Origin of the sequence: Mycobacterium sp. NPDC048908 (genome assembly GCF_043197955.1) — a bacterium.
GTDB lineage: Bacteria > Actinomycetota > Actinomycetes > Mycobacteriales > Mycobacteriaceae > Mycobacterium.
This window is the reverse complement of sequence record NZ_JBICUE010000005.1, coordinates 13,666-30,754: the sequence shown is the minus strand read 5'-3', so window position 1 is coordinate 30,754 and position 17,089 is coordinate 13,666. Positions and strand designations below refer to the sequence as shown.

Genomic DNA, 17,089 nt, shown 5'->3' with positions numbered 1-17,089 from the left:
CGGTCATTTCGTGAGCTTTGCCTGCACCCAGTTGTGGAACTCGCCGATGTGGTGCTCGCTGGGCACCAGCACCCCACCGTCGCGGTAGGTGCGTGAGCTCATCGCAGGCTGACACCGCTCGCACGCCGCGAAGTCCTGCTCGTTGACCCGGTGGAACAACTCGACCGAGCGACTGACGTCCTTGCCCGACTCGACCACGTCCGGCAGATACAGCCAGTCACATTCGACGACGGTGCGGTCCGCGGCGAGCGGAAACATCCTGTGCAGGATGACGTGGTCGGGCACCAGGTTGACGAACACCTGCGGTTTGATCGTGATCGCATAGTAGCGGCGGTCCTGCTCCTGCGCGACGGTTGGGATCTGGTCAAAGCCCGCCGATCCGTCAATCGTGAATCCTTCGATGTTCTCTCCGAATTCGGCACCGTGCCCGACGTGGTACTGCGCTGCCAGCCCGTCGGCGAACTCGGGTAGCACCTCGGTGAGTTCGGGGTGGATGGTCGCGCAGTGATAGCACTCCATGAAGTTCTCGATGATGAGCTTCCAGTTGGCCTTGACGTCGTAGACGATGCGACGGCCAAGGCTCAGGTTGGCAATGTCGTAGTGGTCGATCAAATCGCCGGCGCCGAGGCGTTCGGTGACGTCCTTGCGCACCGTGTCGTCGAACGACGGCGGGTTGTCGGCGAGGCACACCCACACATAACCAAGCCACTCCTGCACCGCGATGCGGCGCAGCCCGTACTCGACGCGGTCGATGTCGGGCATCTTGGTCAGGTTCGGCGCGGCCACCAGCTTGCCGTCCAAGTCGTAAGTCCAAGCGTGATAGGGGCATTGGAACGCGCGCTTGACCTCGCCGCTGTCTTCTGTGCACAGTTGCGCGCCTCGATGCCTGCAGACGTTGAAGAATGCCCGCACCTCACTGGTGCGCGACCGGGTGATCAGCACGCTCTCGGTGCCGACCTGGACGGTCTTGAACGCGCCCGGCTTGTCGAGGTCGGCCGAGCGCACCGCGCAGAACCACATCGACTCGAAGATCTGCGCCTGTTCCATCGCGAAGATCGTGGGGTCGGTGTAGTAGCTGCCGGGCAGCGTCGAGATCAGGCTCTGCGGCAGTCCGACGGTGGTCATCGAAATCCTCTCTGGGGGAAGCGAAGTCAGGCTGGAACCGGAACGAAAGTCAGTTGGCGACGCCATCGGGTGAACAGTTTCGGCTGGTCGACGCCGAGCACGGCGACCGGTTCGCCGCCTCGTCGGTACACGGCAAGAAAGCTGGTGTCGCGGGCCGAGCCGACCTCGAAGGTGACGTCGTCGCCGGCGTGGGCGATGCCGGCGAACTGGATGCGGTGGCCGTACTGGTCGGACCAGAAGTACGGCGGCTTGACCGGGCCGCCGGTGTGGTGCCCGCCTGCGAGCAGCGTGGCGACCGCGATAGCTGGCCGCTCCAGCGCGCCCGTCCAGTGTTCGACGCGGTGCGGGAATCCGACGGCGGGTTCGTGCCACGCCGCGCAGTCACCGACAGCGACGACATGAGGAACGGAAGTCGCCCCGCCGAGGTCGCAGACGACGCCGTTGCCCAACGCGATCGGGCTGGCGTGCAGCCACTCGACGTTGGGGATGGCGCCGATGCCGACGACGACGACGTCGGCGGCCAGTTGGCGCCCGTCGGCCAATTCGATGCCTGTCACTCGATCGGTGCCGATCAGACCGGCCACTGGCGCGCCGCACAACAGACGAGTGCCGTGTTCGGTGTGCAGCCTTGCGACCGCGGCGCCGAGTTGCACGCCCAGTGGGCCGGCGAGCGGTGCCAGCGCCGCCTCGACCACCGTGACGTCGAGGCCCAGTTTGATTGCGGTGGAGGCGACTTCGGCTCCAATGAAGCCGGCACCGATCACCACGAGCCGTGCACCAGGGCGCAGGTCGGCACGCAGCGCGACGGCGTCCTCGATGGTCCGCAGCACGTGCACTCCGGCGAGCTGTTCAGCACCCGGCCAGGTCCGCGCCCTGGCGCCTGTCGCGATGACGACGCCGTCGGCGTGGATCGTCGCCCCGTTGTCGAGGTGGACCGCGCCTGCGGTCGGGTCGAGTCGCGTCGCATGCGCCCCCAGCGTCCATTGGGCGTCGAGGTTGTCGTCCTCGGCTTCAAGGGCCAAGGCATCCTCGCCGATGTCGCCGGCAAGGAACTCCTTCGACAGTGGGGGTCGGTCGTAGGGCCGTCGCTCCTCGCCGCCGACGATCGTCAACCCGCCATCGAAGCCCTGGGCGCGCAACGCCCTGGCCGCCGACAGTCCAGCCAGCGAGCCGCCAATCACCGCAACAGTTTTCACTGCGTCGCCTCGCCAGCCGCGCGAGTCGTGACACCGGGTGGAAGGTTGGGCGGCGCGTCGTCGAGGACGACGTTGATCACGCCGTCGACGATGACCACTTCGTGTGTGCGCACTCCAAGCTTGGCCGGGGGCGCGTCGACTTGACCGGTGCGCAGGTTGAAACGCGAAGCGTGCAGCGGGCATTCGATCTCGCAGCCTTCCAGCCAGCCATCGGCCAGCGACGCGTCCTGATGCGTGCAGGTGTCGTCGATCGCGAACACCTCGCCGTCGTCGGTGTGGAAGACGGCGATCGGTGGATCGGCTTCGACCCTGCGCGCCTCACCTCGAGGCAGGGCCGCGAGTGGGCAGATTTCAAGCACGACCGTGGCCTCCCTTGATTGCGCTTTGTATCGGATTGTGAAACCTAATTCGTAATATGCAACAGCCTGCTGGAAATCGCCTGCCCTTGTCAAGAGTCGCGGCGCGCGAGTTTCCGTGTCGATACCTGTGTTCAGCAGGCGTTATGCGGCGTTTGCCGCGCCTGTGCCTGCCAGCCACTTGGCAACCAGTTGTGGATGCGCGTCGATGAACTTCTTGGCTGCCTCGTCGTCGCTCATGCCGTCTGCGATCGAGCGAGCCACGGAGTTCTGGTCCTCTGCCGTCCACTGGAAGTTCTTCACCAGCGTGTAGGCCGGACTGCCGGATTCCGCGAACTTGGTCGAGACGATCTTGTCGAGGTCGTAGGCGGGATAGTCGCATGCGATCTTGGCCGGATCGTCGTCGCAGCCCTTCGTGTACGGCGGCAACTTGATCTTGACCATCGGCACCTCGCTCAACAGCCATTGCGGCGAGTAGAAGTACGCGAGCAGCGGTTTACGTTGCTGTTGAGCCTGGCGAATGCTCGAGATCAACGCTGTCTCGCTGCCGCCCTGGACGACCTTGTAGTTCAAGCCGAGGTTGGCCACCAGCGCATCGTCGTTGGTCACGTACGCCGGATCACCATCGAGCAGTTGGCCTTTGTCGCCCGATTCCGAGGTCTTGAACAGGTGGGCATATTTGTTCAGGTTGCGCCAGTCGGTGATGTCGGGATATTGCTCGATCATCCACGGCGGGACATACCAGCCGATCTCTCCCTCGATGCCGGTGGAGCCCGCGCTCTGCGCGACGCCCATGTTGTCGATGTACTGCTGCCTGAGGTCGTCGTGGCCCCAGTTCTCCAGGATCGCGTCGACCTGACCGGTTGACATTCCCTGCCATGACACCTGTTCCGCGATGTGCCGCTGTTTGACGAAGCAGCCCAACACATTCTCCGCGAGGTAGGTGATGACGGCCGCATTGGCCTCGTAGCCGACCCACGAGTTGATGGCCAGGTTGAAGGTGCCGCACGGCCTGCTGCCGGGCTTGAGTTCGCCGCGGCTCTGCAGGTCTGAAACCTTTGTGGCGTTGCACCCCGATACGAGGAGCGCAAGCGCCACTGCCGCGATGGCGATTCGCTTCATTCGCCTACCCGTCCTATCCGTTTCGATGCTGCCGCGGTGGTGCGGTCGAGGATCGTGCCCAGCAGCACGATCGCCAGGCCTGCGGCAAGTCCCTTGCCGAACAAGCTGGTCTGCGCGAAACCGGCGACCACCAGATAACCCAGCGCGCCGCCACCGACCAGGCCTGCGACCACCACCATCGAAAGCACGTAAATAAGGCCCTGATTGGTGGCCAACGTCAGTGAGCGCACCGCCATCGGCAGCTGCACCTTGCTGATCACCTGCCAGGTGTTCGACCCCACCGAGCGCGCCGCTTCGACCGTCTCGGCAGAGACGCCCCGAATCCCGTCGGCCATGATCTTGATCGACACCGGCGCGGCGTAGACGATCGCGGCGACGATGCCGGTGAACCGCGACGCGGAGAACAAGGCCAGGAACGGCACGAGATACACAAAGGACGGCATGGTTTGCGCGGCGTCCAAGAAAGGCCGGACGAACTTGTCCGCGGTCGGACTTCGACCCATCCACACCCCGACCACGACGCCGAGTGCGACGACGATGACCGTGGCCACCAATACGGCGGCCAGCGTGTCCATCGTCGCTTGCCACAACTCGAGCGGCCACAGGATCAGCACCAGACACACCGCGGTGATGAGTGCCGCAACTCGGCCTCCGACGATCGCCGCGATCACCGTGATCGCGACGAACGTCAGCCACCACGGCGAGTTGTCCAGCAGCTTCTGCAACGGGTCGAGCGCCACCGCGGTGACCACGTCCTTAATGCCGTTGGTCACCCCGGAGAAGCTGGTCTGCGCCCAGTTGGTCACGGCGTTCGCGGCGTTGATGATCGGCGTGCCGACGTCAAGGCCGAGGTGAACCGAACCGAGTTGCAAAGACGACGGGAAGATCGCGACCAGTTGATATGTGTAGGACAGCCAGATCGCGATCGCCGTGACAACCGCACCGACCACGATGCCCGGACCGCGATACTTGGTGGGCTCAGCGGACTTTCGCCGCTGCGTTTCGACACGTTCGCTGGCCGCGGTGGTGGTGCGGTCCAGGATGATCGCCATGATCACGATGGCCAGGCCTGCGTTGAACGCGGTGCCGACATCTTGGGTCGACAGCGCCTGGACCACGACCTGGCCCAGACCGGGAGCGGCGATCAGCGCGGCGATCGTCACCATCGCCAGTGCCGCCATGATCGTTTGATTGATGCCAAGCACGATGGTGCGCTTGGCCATCGGCAACAGCGCCCCGAACAATTCCTGCGATCGGGTGGCGCCCAGTGACTCGACCGCCTCACGCGACTCAGACGGCACCGATCGAATCCCATGTGCGGTAAGGCGAATGACCGGAGGGGCCGCGTAGATCACGGTCGCGATGATTGCCGCCGCCGGGCCGATCAAGAACGCCAGGGTCAACGGCGCAAGGTAGACAAACGACGGCAGGATCTGCATGAAGTCCAGGACGGGGGTGATCAAGCGATTGAATCCGTCTGACACACCCGCCCAGATGCCAAGCGGGATTCCGATGAGCAAGGAGATCGCCACCGCCGCAATGGTCAGCGCCAACGTCTCCATGCTGTCCTGCCACAAGCCCTGCAGCCCCATGAACAAGAAGCCACACAGGGTGAGCAGGCCGACCTTCCAGTTACCCAACATCCAGGCCAAGAACGTCAACAGCACCACCACGCCCAGCCAACCGATGTAGGGCACCGGTCGCCCGTCCACCGGGTGGGCGATCAGGTCGGCGATCGCGGTGCCGAAGGCGTCGATCACCGATCGGATCGGGTTGAAGAAATAGGTGAAGAGCGGGTTGCTGTTTCGGCCTTCACCGACGCGGGTCTGCAGTTCCGACAGCCACACGTGCAGCGGTTTGGTGTCGGCGGGCGCCTGCGCCAGCGTGTTTCGGCCGGCCAGGAACTGATACAGAATCACCCAGAGTCCGAGCACCGCACCCATGACCGCGATGAACTGGGCAGGTCCCCTTTCGGAGAACCACGAGATCCCCGACCGAGCCTCCGGCGACGGTGGTGCCGGAGGTGCATCGACCGCGAGGGTGGCCATCACGCACCGCCCTCGTCGACCTTGCCGATCACCGCGAGGATCTCGCTGCGGCCGACCACACCGAGTAGTTCGCCGCCCGACACCACCTTGATCGGCTTGTCCGCGGCCAGCACGGGATCGACAGCGTCGCGAATCACGGTGTCAGGCGCCATCTCCGGGCCGTCGAGCGAGTCTTCGGCACGCTTTTCGCGCATGATCCACTTCAAGGTCAGCACTCGTGAGCGTGGCACGTCGCTGACGAATTCGCGCACGTAGTCGTCGGCGGGAGCGCCGACCAGTTCGTCGCCCGTGCCGATCTGAACCACCTCGCCGTTACGCATGATCAGGATCCGGTCGCCGAGCTTGAGCGCCTCGGACAGGTCGTGGGTGATGAAGACCATCGTCTTGCCCATCTCGTGGTGCAGCCGGATGACCTCGTTTTGCATATCGCGGCGGATCAGCGGATCGAGCGCTGAGAACGGCTCGTCGAACAGCAGCATGTCGGGATCGCTCGCTAGCGCACGGGCCAGTCCGACGCGTTGCTTCATGCCGCCCGACAGCTGGTCCGGGTAGGAGTATTCGAACCCGGCGAGCCCGACCAGTTCGGTGACCTCCGCAGCACGCTGCATCCGCTCCTTCTTCGGGGTGCCCTTGACTTCGAGGCCGTAGGCCACGTTCTCGAGCACCCGCCGGTGCGGTAGCAGACCGAAGTGCTGGAAGACCATGGACACCTTGCGCCGCCGCAGATCGCGCAACTGGTTCTCGTCGGCGGACATGATGTCGGTGCCCTGAAACACCACCTGACCCTTGGTCGGCTCGATGAGCCGCGTCAGGCATCGCACCAGTGTCGACTTCCCAGAGCCGGACAGCCCCATGACGACGAACACCTCGCCGCACCCCACGTCGAAGCTGACGTCGCGGACGGCGACCGCGCAGCCGGTCTTCTTCTTGATGTCCTGGACGGTGAGTCGCTCTATCTTCTCGTCGCTAGCGACTTCGGATGCCTTGTTGCCGAACACCTTCCACAGGCCTTCGACACTCAGTTCGGCGTCGCCGCGGCGGGGAGTGGGCGGCGCGGACACCGCTGTGGGCGCGCTGTCGGTGTGAATCGCCACGGAAATCTCCTAACTATGTGGGCTGTTGAACAAGCGAGCTTGCGGGGTCACCCCCGAAACCACCGCTCGGGCCGCGGATTGGTGTTCTGCCAGATGTGTTTGATTTCGCGATACTCGTCGAGACCGACGCGACCGAGTTCGCGGCCGTTGCCGGAGCGCTTCATGCCGCCCCATTCCGCCTGCGGTACGTAGGGGTGGTAGTCGTTGATCCAGATGGTGCCGTGCCGCAACCGGCTTGCCACGCGTTGAGCTTTGCCGGCATCCTGCGTCCATACCGCGCCAGCCAAGCCGTAGACGGTGTCGTTGGCCAACCGCACGGCGTCGTCTTCGTCGACGAAGGTCTCGACGGTCAACACCGGACCAAACGACTCCTCCTGCGTCACCGTCATTTTCGAAAGGCAGCCGTCGAGAACGGTTGGGGGATAGAAGAAGCCGTCACGCAAGTGTTCGTCGTCCGGTCGTCGTCCGCCGCAGCGCAACACGGCGCCCTCTTCGATGCCCGCCGCGACGTAGGCCTCCACCTTGTCGCGGTGTGCCGCCGAGATCAGGGGCCCGGTCTCGGCATCGGGGTCGAACGGCCCTCCGAGCCTGATCCGCTGGGCGCGCGCGACGACTTCGTCGACGAAGCGATCGTGCAGGGATTCCTCGACGATCAGCCGCGCACCCGCCGAACACACCTGCCCCGAATGCAGGAATACTGCGGTCAGCGCGAAGTCGACCGCGGTGTCGAAATCGGCGTCGGCGAACACCACGTTCGGGTTCTTGCCGCCGAGTTCGAGCGCGACCCGTTTGACCGTCGCGGCGGCGGCAGCCATCACGCGGGTACCCGACGGCACACCGCCGGTGAACGACACCATGTCCACGTCCGGATGCTCGGACAATGGAGCGCCGGCCGTGGGTCCGGCGCCGAGAACCAGATTGGCGACGCCTGCGGGTAGGCAGGCTTCTTCCAGCGCCCGCATCAACAGCACAGCGGTCGACGGCGTCAACTCACTTGGCTTCAGCACGAAGGTGTTGCCCGCCAACAGCGCGGGGGCGACCTTCCAACTCGCTTGCAGCAGAGGGTAATTCCACGGAGTGATCAGTCCACAGACGCCGACCGGCTCGTAAACGAGGCGGCTGATCGCATCGGCCTTGCCGGTGTCCACCACACGGCCGGCCTCGGTGCCGCCGACACCCGCGTAATAGCGCAGGCAGGCGACGACGTCGTCCATGTCGTATTCGGCCTCGACTATCCGCTTGCCGGTGTCGAGTGCCTCGGCGCGGACGAAGTCCTTGCGGTCGCGATCGATCAGATCGGCGGTGCGCCGCAACACCTCGGCCCGTTCCCGTTCCGGCGTGTGCGGCCACGGGCCGGTGTCGAACGCTTCCCGCGCCGCCGCGATGGCGGCGTGCGAATCTTCAGTGGACGCCTCCGCCGCCTGCGCGACGAGCTGCCCGTCGGCCGGACATCGAATTTCACGGCGAGCATCGCCGCGCGCGGGGCGCCATTCGCCCGCGATGTACAGATTCAGGTGTTCCGCCACCTAGTCGGCCTCTCGCCCAGCTACGTCAACGTTGCGTATCGCGCAATGAAACCCTCTACATGCAACAGAGTGGACCGTGGCGTACATCACTGTCAAGGCCAGCGGAAAACGAAACTCGCTGGTAACAAGCGAGAGGCAGGCGCCCTTGACCGCCGAAGCCGCACGCAGCTATGATGCCGGTCACACTCTGATATATCAGTTATCCAATGTCTGGTATTCAGGAAATTTCCCGCACATGAACGGAGCATTTTGCATGAGCGTGCTGGACGCACACCTGGCGGATTTCGACCCCGAGGTGGCCGAGTTCATCGACAGGGAACTCGATCGCCAGCGGACCGGCCTGGAGATGATCGCATCGGAGAACCACGCGCCGCTGGCGGTGATGCAGGCCCAGGGCTCCGTGCTGACCAACAAGTACGCCGAGGGCTACCCCGGCAGGCGCTACTACGGCGGTTGCGAACACGTCGACGTCATCGAGCAGTTGGCGATCGATCGAGTCAAGTCGCTGTTCGGCGCGGAGTTCGCCAACGTCCAACCGCATTCGGGGGCTCAGGCCAACGCCGCGGTCATGCATGCGCTGCTGACGCCCGGAGACACTATTCTCGGGCTCTCGCTCGACTGCGGCGGACACCTGACCCACGGGATGCGGCTCAACTTCTCGGGCAAGTTGTACACCGTGGCCGCATATGGGGTTTCGCGCGATGACTACCTGATCGACATGGATCAGGTAGCGGTGGCCGCCCGCGAGCACCGGCCGCAGATGATCATTGCGGGCTGGTCGGCGTATCCGCGCTTCCAGGACTTCGCCCGGTTCCGTGAGATCGCCGACGAGGTCGGCGCTTATCTGATGGTTGACATGGCGCATTTCGCGGGCCTCGTTGCGGCCGGCCTGCATCCGTCGCCAGTGCCGCACGCGCATGTCGTCACGTCCACCACACACAAGACCCTCGGTGGGCCGCGCGGCGGCATCATCCTGACGAAGGACGCCGACATCGCCAAGAAGATCAATTCGGCGGTGTTCCCCGGCCAGCAGGGGGGACCGCTGGAGCATGTCATCGCAGCCAAGGCGGTGGCCTTCAAGATGGCCGCCCAGCCCGATTTCGTCGAGCGCCAGCAGCGGGTCATCGAGGGTGCGCGCATCCTCGCGGAACGGTTGTCGCAGCCCGACGTCCGTGACGCGGGCATCGCGGTGCTCACCGGCGGCACGGACGTGCACCTGGTGCTGGTCGACCTGCGCAATGCGGAGCTCGACGGACGTCAGGCCGAAGACCGGCTGGCCACGATCGGAATCACGGTGAACCGTAACGCGGTTCCGTTCGATCCACGGCCGCCGATGGTGACGTCCGGCCTACGCATCGGCACCCCAGCCCTCGCGGCTCGCGGTTTCGAAGCGGAGGACTTCGCCGCCGTGGCCGACCTGATCGCGCAGTGCCTGACCGCCGCGCCGGACGCCGACACCGCGAAGCTCGCCCTCGGCGTGACCGAACTCGCCGAGCGTCACCCGTTGTACCCGCAGCTCTGAATGAGAAGGAATTTGCAGTGACAATCAGCGTCTTCGACCTGTTCAAGGTGGGCATCGGTCCGTCCAGTTCGCACACCGTCGGCCCCATGCGGGCAGCCGCGAACTTCGTCGCCGACCTCGAGGCTGCTGGGCTCCTGGAGCGGGTGGCCGACGTCCGCGTCGAGTTGTACGGATCGCTTGCGGCCACCGGTCGTGGCCACGGCACACTGCCTGCGGTGCTGCTCGGCCTCGAAGGGAATCGGCCGGAAACCATCGAGACCGCCGAGATGGAAGCCGGACGGGAACGGCTGCGCAGTACCGGCAAGATCATGCTGGGCGGCCGGGCACCGATTGCGCTGTCCGAGGACGACATCGCCCTCTACACCAGGACCGTGCTGGACTTCCATCCGAACGGCATGACGTTGACGGCGTACGGCGCAGACGACAGCACGCTTTATCGGCGAACGTACTTCTCCATTGGGGGCGGTTTCGTCGTCGCCGAAGGCGACGAATTGGCAGATGTTGCCGAAGGCGACGAATTGGCAGGTGTTGCCGCCGATTCCGACGCCAGGTCGTTCTCGTCGGCCGCAGAATTGCTCGCCCTGGCGTCGGGACGGTCGATCAGCGAAGTGATGCTGGCCCACGAGTGCCGCACGCGCAGCGTTCAGGAGGTCCGCACGAGGCTGCTTCATCTGCGCGACGTGATGGTGGAATGTGAGCAGCGTGGAATCGCCCGCACCGGACTGCTGCCGGGCGTGCTGCAGGTGCGGCGACGAGCGGGTCAGTGGTACGAGCGTCTCAGTCAGGAAGATCCGCATCGGGATCCACGATTCGCCGAAGACTGGGTGAACCTGGTGGCGCTCGCCGTCAACGAGGAAAACGCATCAGGCGGACGCATCGTGACGGCACCGACCAACGGTGCGGCGGGCATCATCCCTGCGGTGCTGCACTACGCGGTGCATTACACCGAGGCGGGGGCGTCCGACCCGGACGACGTCGCAGTGCGCTTCCTGCTTGCCGCAGGGGCCATCGGCTCGCTGTACAAGGAGCGGGCGTCCATCTCGGGCGCGGAGGTCGGCTGCCAGGGCGAGGTGGGGTCGGCATCGTCGATGGCGGCTGCCGGACTGGCTGAAATACTCGGCGGCACACCGGGACAAGTAGAAAACGCCGCCGAGATCGCGATGGAGCACAGCCTGGGGTTGACGTGTGACCCGATCGCAGGACTGGTGCAGATTCCGTGCATCGAGCGCAACGCGATCTCGGCAGGAAAGGCGATCAATGCGGCCCGGATGGCGTTGCGCGGGGACGGCGACCATCGGGTGAGCCTCGACGAGGTGATCGAAACCATGCGTGCCACCGGCCGCGACATGAGCTCGAAGTACAAAGAGACGTCGACCGGTGGGCTGGCCGTGAACGTGTCGGTGAACTACGTCGGCTGCTGAGCCAGGATCAATCCGGCGAACTGCTCAGGACTTTCGAGCGGGGTGAAATGCCCGGCATCATCCGCGAAATGAAGGCGGACGTTGGTGAAGTAGTGCTCGAGTTGATCCGCCCACTCTCGAGGGAACAGCGGATCATGCTGGGGCCACAGCACATCGGTTCGGACGTGGATCTTGATGGCCGCGTCGGGCCGTAGTTCCACGAGCGACTGTGCGACGGTGCCCGCGCCTGCGCGGTACCAGGCGATCGATGCCGTGAACGCACCTGGCAGAGCGTAGTCGGCCACCAGGCGGTCCAAATCATCTTCGGACAGCGCGAAATTCGGACCGGACCAGTGAGTCCAGAAGTGCCGCAGATACTCTCGGACCGCATCCGGATTGCCGTCGATGAGGTCGGCGGCAAGCGGAAGTTGGTGAAACGCCTGATACCAGAACTCGCCCTGCGCGTGGGCGGTGAGCACCCGCTCACCCGCGCCGGGCAGCGGGGGAGACAGCACAAGAGCTGACACCAGGTCTGGATGCATTCTGGCGATGCTTTGAGCGACGCGGCTGCCGACGTCGTAGCCCGCGATGACGACGTTCGACAGATCGAGTTCCTTGATCAACCCGATGACGCTGCTGGCTTGGGCGGTGGCGCTGTAGAAATGCCGGACCGCGACTTCGTGTTTGTCCGAGCCTCCGAAGCCGCGCAAATCAGGAACGATGACGTCGGCGTCGCCGCCGAGGATCGGGACGACCTTGCGGAAGTCATGCCGATTGCCGGGCCATCCGTGCAGCAGCACGACGGCAGGCGCGCCCCTTGTGCCGAAGCGGTCGAAGGCCAACCGGAACCCGTCGACGGGTGAGGAGCGCGACCACATTGGCCCATTCTGGCGGTATGTCAGCCGGTTTGGTGCAAGGTTTCCGAATCGCCAGTGATGACCGCGAGAATGTTTCGCCACGCGTCCGACGGCCAGTTGAGGACGTCGCTGTGCGCGCGTGGGCCGGCCATCAACCTGCCGTCGTCGTAATGCCCTGTGCTCAAACGAATTACGCCCGGCATTTCGTCGGGGTCAGCTCCGTGCGGCCCGCACGGGATGCCCTGCACGGTTTCGATGATGTCGCCTGGCGCCGTCATCGAGAATCGCAGCACGTCCGGGTTGCGGTTGTGCCAATCGCCGGGTTCGTCGACGCCGACCCCCGCGCCCGCTGCGGCCACGTACAGCGTCCGGTCAGCCGTCAGGCCCAACGCTTCGGCGGTGCCCACGATGGAGCCGCCGTAGGAGTGGCCGATGTAGGTGACCGGGATGGACCGACCCGTTGCGTCGACGGTGCGGTCGACATCTTCGCTGAATGCGACGAGTCGCGGCGCCATGCTGAGCGCATATCGCGGGTCGGCGGCCGCGACGGGCCCGGCCACCAGATTGCCGTGAGGGAAGGGCCCGCCCAAATACGTGATGGCGGCGATGTCGCCGCGGGTTGCGGAGACGAAGCGTCGCGCGGTGCGGGTGTTGGCCGCTGACGATTCGATCGTCGTGTTCAGTCCGGGAACCATCACGGCGACGCTCTTGGCGGTCGACAGGTCCCCGTTGAGTTCGACGAGCGATGCCCGTCCGGGATCGAACGCCAGGATTTGTCGGTCGATGCGATGACCGGCGCCGGCGGGGTCATCGATTTCCCCGACCAGGCTGCGGTACAGCGCGGTGCGCGATTGCGATGAGGGACCGTCGAAGCCGTCGACGATGGCTTGGGCGATGTTGGTGCGATTGGCGGCGACGCGCATCTGCCAGGGCACGCCGTCTGTATTGCCGACCTGATGCGGGAACTCGGTGATCAACTGCTGGCGCTGCGCGGCCGTCATGGCGGCGATCTGCTCGCCGATCCGGTCCTGGCTCATCGCGGGCCAGCCCGCCACCACGTCCGACGCCTGAACCGGCCAGGCGCCGGACGGCACGGTGGCCGCGGGGCGCGAAACCGGCGCGGCTGCGAAGGCGTCATCGATGTCGGCGACGGCATCAGCGTCAGCCGCGCCAAGTCGATCCAGCGCATCGGTGATCTGCGTCGTCAGTGCGTCGGCGCGCATCGTCAGCAGGTCGTGCGCAACGGTTCGGGCACCCCCGGAAAGGGCGACCAGCAGCGGCGGCGGGCCGGCGCGGATCGACACCGTCCCGTCATCGGCGACATCGAATCCACTGGCGTGTGCATCGGCGAGCGCTGACCGCACCGAGGTCTGCGCCGATTCAATCTGGTCGGCACCGTCACGGGCGGCGACCGCAGCAAGCACGAGGCAGCGCGCGGCGGCGTCCGCGGCCGTGGCGATGGCGCTCGCCTGGTCGCGCGAGGCCTCGGCGGCGGCACCGGTCCAGACGTCGTAGCTGCCGCGGATGTCGGTGACGACCGTGTCGAGGTGGGCCGTCAACCACCGGGCGGCCTCGTCCCAGTCGTCGGCGAGCCGACGCAGTGAGTCAGGCTGCCAGGCATCGGCTTGCGAGATGGTCGGCCGCGTCACTGCTCCAGGCTTTTGCCGTTGCGATGATCGGCTCGCTCGAAGGCGTCGGCCGACATGTGCGCCGCCGCCGCCCAGCCGCGCATGTTGTCGACGACTTCGGTAAGACGCCCAGCCACAAGAACGGGTGCGGCGACATTACCCACAGCTGATCCTGGTAGATCACCGGGATCCAATTTCGGCCAACGCATTTGAGCGATCCTCTCGGCGGATTCCATGACCCGGTTGGCCACGGTCCGCAGCCGAGTCAGATCGACTTCGACGATTTCCCCCATGCCTCATGCTGGCAGATTTTGGCGCAAGCGCGCCGACGTCATCCACAGGGTTGACGTGCGATCGCGGGCGCCCGCCGCAGGGTTTGACGGAGACCCCGATGAGTGTCAACCCGAAGCTTCGGCGCGGCTTGCCCGCCGAGGTCGGCCAGCAGCAAGTAGTCTCGATGAGGTGCAGAGACGAATCATGGGCATCGAGACAGAGTTCGGTGTCACCTGCACGTTCCACGGCCATCGTCGGCTGAGTCCCGACGAGGTTGCCCGCTACCTATTCCGGCGGGTGGTGTCGTGGGGCCGCAGTTCGAACGTGTTCTTGCGCAACGGCGCGCGGTTGTATCTCGACGTGGGCAGCCACCCCGAGTACGCCACCGCTGAGTGCGACAACCTGACCCAGTTGGTGACCCACGACCGCGCAGGCGAGCGGGTGCTCGAAGACCTGCTGATCGACGCCGAGCAGCGGTTGGCCGATGAGGGCATCGGCGGCGACATTTACCTGTTCAAGAACAACACGGACTCGGCGGGCAACTCGTACGGCTGCCATGAGAACTACCTGATCGTGCGGGCGGGCGAGTTCTCGCGGATCTCCGACGTGCTGCTGCCGTTCCTGGTGACACGGCAGCTGATCTGCGGTGCGGGCAAGGTGCTGCAGACGCCGAAGGCTGCGACGTTCTGTCTGTCGCAGCGTGCCGAGCACATCTGGGAAGGCGTTTCGTCCGCGACCACCCGCTCGCGACCAATCATCAACACCCGCGATGAGCCGCATGCCGACGCCGAGAAGTACCGGCGGCTGCACGTCATCGTGGGCGACTCCAACATGTGCGAGTCGACGACGATGTTGAAGGTCGGCACCGCGTCGCTGGTGCTGGAGATGATCGAGGCCGGAGTGCCGTTCCGCGACTTCTCGCTGGACAACCCGATCCGGGCGATCCGCGAGGTCAGCCACGATCTGACCGGCAGGCGGCCGGTGCGGTTGGCGGGCGGCCGGCAGGCCAGCGCACTGGACATCCAGCGGGAGTACTACCAGCGTGCGGTCGAGTATCTGCAGACCCGGGAGCCGAATTCGCAGATCGAGCAGGTGGTCGACCTGTGGGGACGCCAGCTGGACGCGGTGGAGAGCCAGGACTTCGCCAAGGTCGACACCGAGATCGACTGGGTGATCAAGCGCAAGCTCTTCCAGCGCTACCAGGACCGCTACAACATGGAGCTGTCCGACCCGAAGATCTCACAGCTGGATTTGGCCTACCACGACATCAAGCGCGGTCGCGGCGTGTTCGACCTGCTGCAGCGCAAGGGCCTGGCGTCGCGGGTGACCACCGACGAGGAGATCGAGGCCGCGGTGAATACGCCGCCGCAGACCACACGGGCCAAGCTGCGCGGTGAGTTCATCAGTGCCGCGCAGGAGGCCGGCCGTGACTTCACCGTCGACTGGGTGCACTTGAAGCTCAACGATCAGGCGCAGCGCACGGTGCTGTGCAAGGACCCGTTCCGGTCGGTCGACGAACGCGTCAAGCGGTTGATCGCCTCGATGTAGACGCACCTTCCAGGCAGAAATTGGCGCGGTGGGTGACACCGCGGCTCCGGTAGCATTTTTGCTGCACGACTGCTGGAGGGGATGCCGAATGTGCGCGCCGGAATCGCACCTGCTGCGAATTGTGCTGTTCGGGTGTTTCTGAAGGTGGTTGAGTGACTTTCACAAGGCTGCGCGACGCGAATGCCGAGTGCCTGACAATTGCTGCGCCCTGGTTGCTGAGCGGTGACGTAGCGACTCGTTGCCGCACGTCGGGTCTGAGTGTTAGCGGAGGCGATCACGTCCTCAGGTGTGTGGCCGCAGATGGATCAGCTATTGAGCGCGACTTGGCAGGGGGACCGGCCTGATGCCCGGAGAGTTGAGGGTCGACACGACACCGCTCGCCACTGGCGGTCAGGGATTCTTGAGCGCCGCGGGGGACATTCCAGAGCCACCGCTGCCGTTCACGGCGACGGGCGCAGACGCGTTGTCGACAATTCTCTATGCGCGCACGCAGGCGATCGAGGCGCCGTTGATCGCGGGCTTGCCGGTGACGAAAGCGGACGCATTGCGGACAGCGCAGAACATCATTCAGGCAGCCGCGAAGTACGAGGGCGTCGATCAACACCTGGCGGACCAGGTTCTCAAGGCGTTGGCCGAACTCGAGGGCGCCGAGACCGCAGGCGCAGGGGGAGCGGGCGGAACTGGCGGTGGCGCGGCGGGCGCCACAGGTGTGGCTGGCGAGGCTCCTGCGTCGGGTGCGGCGGGTGCGGCGGGTGCCGCGCAGCAGGCGGGCCAGCTTGGCCAGATGATGGGCATGCCGATGCAGATGGCGCAGCAGGCGGCCCAGATACCGATGCAATTGGCGAGCATGGCGGCGTCGATACCGCAGGGGATCATGCAGGGCGTCCAGAGTGCGATGCAGCAAGCCGGCCAATTGGCCGACGGCGCGGGGGAAAAGACGGATCCGGATCAGCAGGGAGAAAGCTCGCCGGACGAAGCCAAGCGCACTGAGTCGGAGGAGAGGGCGCCGGAGCAGAAAGCCCCTTCCGAAGGCGCGGCGGGCCCGGGTGCGGCCGAACGCGCGCCTGCGGAGCCGAAGCCGGTACCGCCCACGGAGGCACAGCCGCAGCCGCATAAGCCGGCGCCGACGCGCCCGGCGACCTCAGGTCCGGAAAGTGCTCTGTGACATGACTATTTGTGACGCCAAGGTGTGCCGATGAGTGTGCCGCCGCCACCAAACCAGTGGGGTTCGCAACCGCCGACAGGCGGTCCGCAATGGGGACCGCCTCCGGGCCAGCCGAGTGGGGCTCCGCAGTGGGGCGTGCAGCAGCCGTGGGGTCCTCCGCCAGGACCGCCGCCAAGACGAGGTGGCAAGGGCAAGTGGATCTTTGGCGGCATCGCGTTACTTGCAATCA

14 protein-coding genes are annotated in these 17,089 nt (G+C 65.5%); 4 read left to right on the top strand and 10 right to left on the bottom strand.

Going from position 1 to position 17,089, the window contains the following annotated elements; genetic code table 11:
* Positions 1–3: 3 nt before the first annotated feature.
* The 7 genes from ACGFK1_RS15015 to ACGFK1_RS14985 form a co-directional block, all read right to left on the bottom strand.
* On the bottom strand, positions 4–1,125 hold the full coding sequence (locus ACGFK1_RS15015; protein WP_393430223.1) for an aromatic ring-hydroxylating dioxygenase subunit alpha: 1,122 nt from the start codon (positions 1,123–1,125) through the stop codon (positions 4–6).
* Positions 1,126–1,151: 26 nt separating this feature from the next.
* Positions 1,152–2,321 (bottom strand): NAD(P)/FAD-dependent oxidoreductase, encoded by a 1,170-nt coding sequence (locus tag ACGFK1_RS15010; protein WP_393430220.1) that lies wholly within the window; start codon positions 2,319–2,321, stop codon positions 1,152–1,154.
* A complete protein-coding gene (locus tag ACGFK1_RS15005) occupies positions 2,318–2,680 on the bottom strand; it encodes a bifunctional 3-phenylpropionate/cinnamic acid dioxygenase ferredoxin subunit (protein WP_393430217.1) in 363 nt (120 codons plus the stop codon). The genes ACGFK1_RS15010 and ACGFK1_RS15005 overlap by 4 nt, the downstream gene beginning before the upstream one ends.
* A 141-nt stretch (positions 2,681–2,821) precedes the next feature.
* Complete coding sequence (locus ACGFK1_RS15000; RefSeq protein ID WP_393430215.1) at positions 2,822–3,799, bottom strand: ABC transporter substrate-binding protein; 978 nt, start codon at positions 3,797–3,799, stop codon at positions 2,822–2,824.
* The gene (locus ACGFK1_RS14995) at positions 3,796–5,847 is read right to left on the bottom strand and encodes an ABC transporter permease (RefSeq protein ID WP_393430212.1); all 2,052 of its coding nucleotides are present in this window, start codon (positions 5,845–5,847) and stop codon (positions 3,796–3,798) included. Before ACGFK1_RS14995 ends, ACGFK1_RS15000 begins: the two co-directional genes overlap by 4 nt.
* Positions 5,847–6,941, bottom strand: coding sequence for a glycine betaine/L-proline ABC transporter ATP-binding protein (locus ACGFK1_RS14990; RefSeq protein WP_393430210.1), 1,095 nt, complete (start codon positions 6,939–6,941; stop codon positions 5,847–5,849). The genes ACGFK1_RS14995 and ACGFK1_RS14990 overlap by 1 nt, the downstream gene beginning before the upstream one ends.
* A 47-nt stretch (positions 6,942–6,988) precedes the next feature.
* Positions 6,989–8,467 carry an aldehyde dehydrogenase family protein gene (locus ACGFK1_RS14985; protein ID WP_393430207.1) on the bottom strand — a complete coding sequence of 493 codons (1,479 nt, stop codon included), beginning with the start codon at positions 8,465–8,467 and terminating at the stop codon, positions 6,989–6,991.
* A 253-nt stretch (positions 8,468–8,720) separates the two neighbouring features.
* Between ACGFK1_RS14985 and glyA the strand changes: the two genes are divergently transcribed.
* The gene (gene glyA, locus ACGFK1_RS14980) at positions 8,721–9,989 is read left to right on the top strand and encodes a serine hydroxymethyltransferase (RefSeq protein ID WP_393430205.1); all 1,269 of its coding nucleotides are present in this window, start codon (positions 8,721–8,723) and stop codon (positions 9,987–9,989) included.
* A gap of 17 nt (positions 9,990–10,006) precedes the next feature.
* Entirely contained in the window at positions 10,007–11,410 is a 1,404-nt protein-coding gene (locus ACGFK1_RS14975) for an L-serine ammonia-lyase (RefSeq protein WP_393430202.1), read from the top strand.
* Here ACGFK1_RS14975 and ACGFK1_RS14970 read toward each other — a convergent pair.
* From ACGFK1_RS14970 to ACGFK1_RS14960, 3 genes are read right to left on the bottom strand one after another with little or no spacing between them, the layout of a single operon-like run.
* On the bottom strand, positions 11,395–12,267 hold the full coding sequence (locus ACGFK1_RS14970; RefSeq protein WP_393430200.1) for an alpha/beta fold hydrolase: 873 nt from the start codon (positions 12,265–12,267) through the stop codon (positions 11,395–11,397). The two genes, ACGFK1_RS14975 and ACGFK1_RS14970, sit on opposite strands and share 16 nt — an antisense overlap.
* A gap of 20 nt (positions 12,268–12,287) precedes the next feature.
* Complete coding sequence (locus tag ACGFK1_RS14965; protein ID WP_393430197.1) at positions 12,288–13,895, bottom strand: alpha/beta hydrolase; 1,608 nt, start codon at positions 13,893–13,895, stop codon at positions 12,288–12,290.
* Positions 13,892–14,167, bottom strand: coding sequence for a hypothetical protein (locus tag ACGFK1_RS14960; RefSeq protein WP_393430194.1), 276 nt, complete (start codon positions 14,165–14,167; stop codon positions 13,892–13,894). Before ACGFK1_RS14960 ends, ACGFK1_RS14965 begins: the two co-directional genes overlap by 4 nt.
* Positions 14,168–14,336: 169 nt before the next feature.
* Here ACGFK1_RS14960 and pafA point away from each other — a divergent pair, with 169 nt between their 5' ends.
* A complete protein-coding gene (pafA, locus tag ACGFK1_RS14955; RefSeq protein WP_101947112.1) occupies positions 14,337–15,695 on the top strand; it encodes a Pup--protein ligase in 1,359 nt (452 codons plus the stop codon).
* Positions 15,696–16,038: 343 nt separating this feature from the next.
* Positions 16,039–16,860 carry a hypothetical protein gene (locus ACGFK1_RS14950; protein ID WP_393430190.1) on the top strand — a complete coding sequence of 274 codons (822 nt, stop codon included), beginning with the start codon at positions 16,039–16,041 and terminating at the stop codon, positions 16,858–16,860.
* Positions 16,861–17,089: the final 229 nt, after the last annotated feature.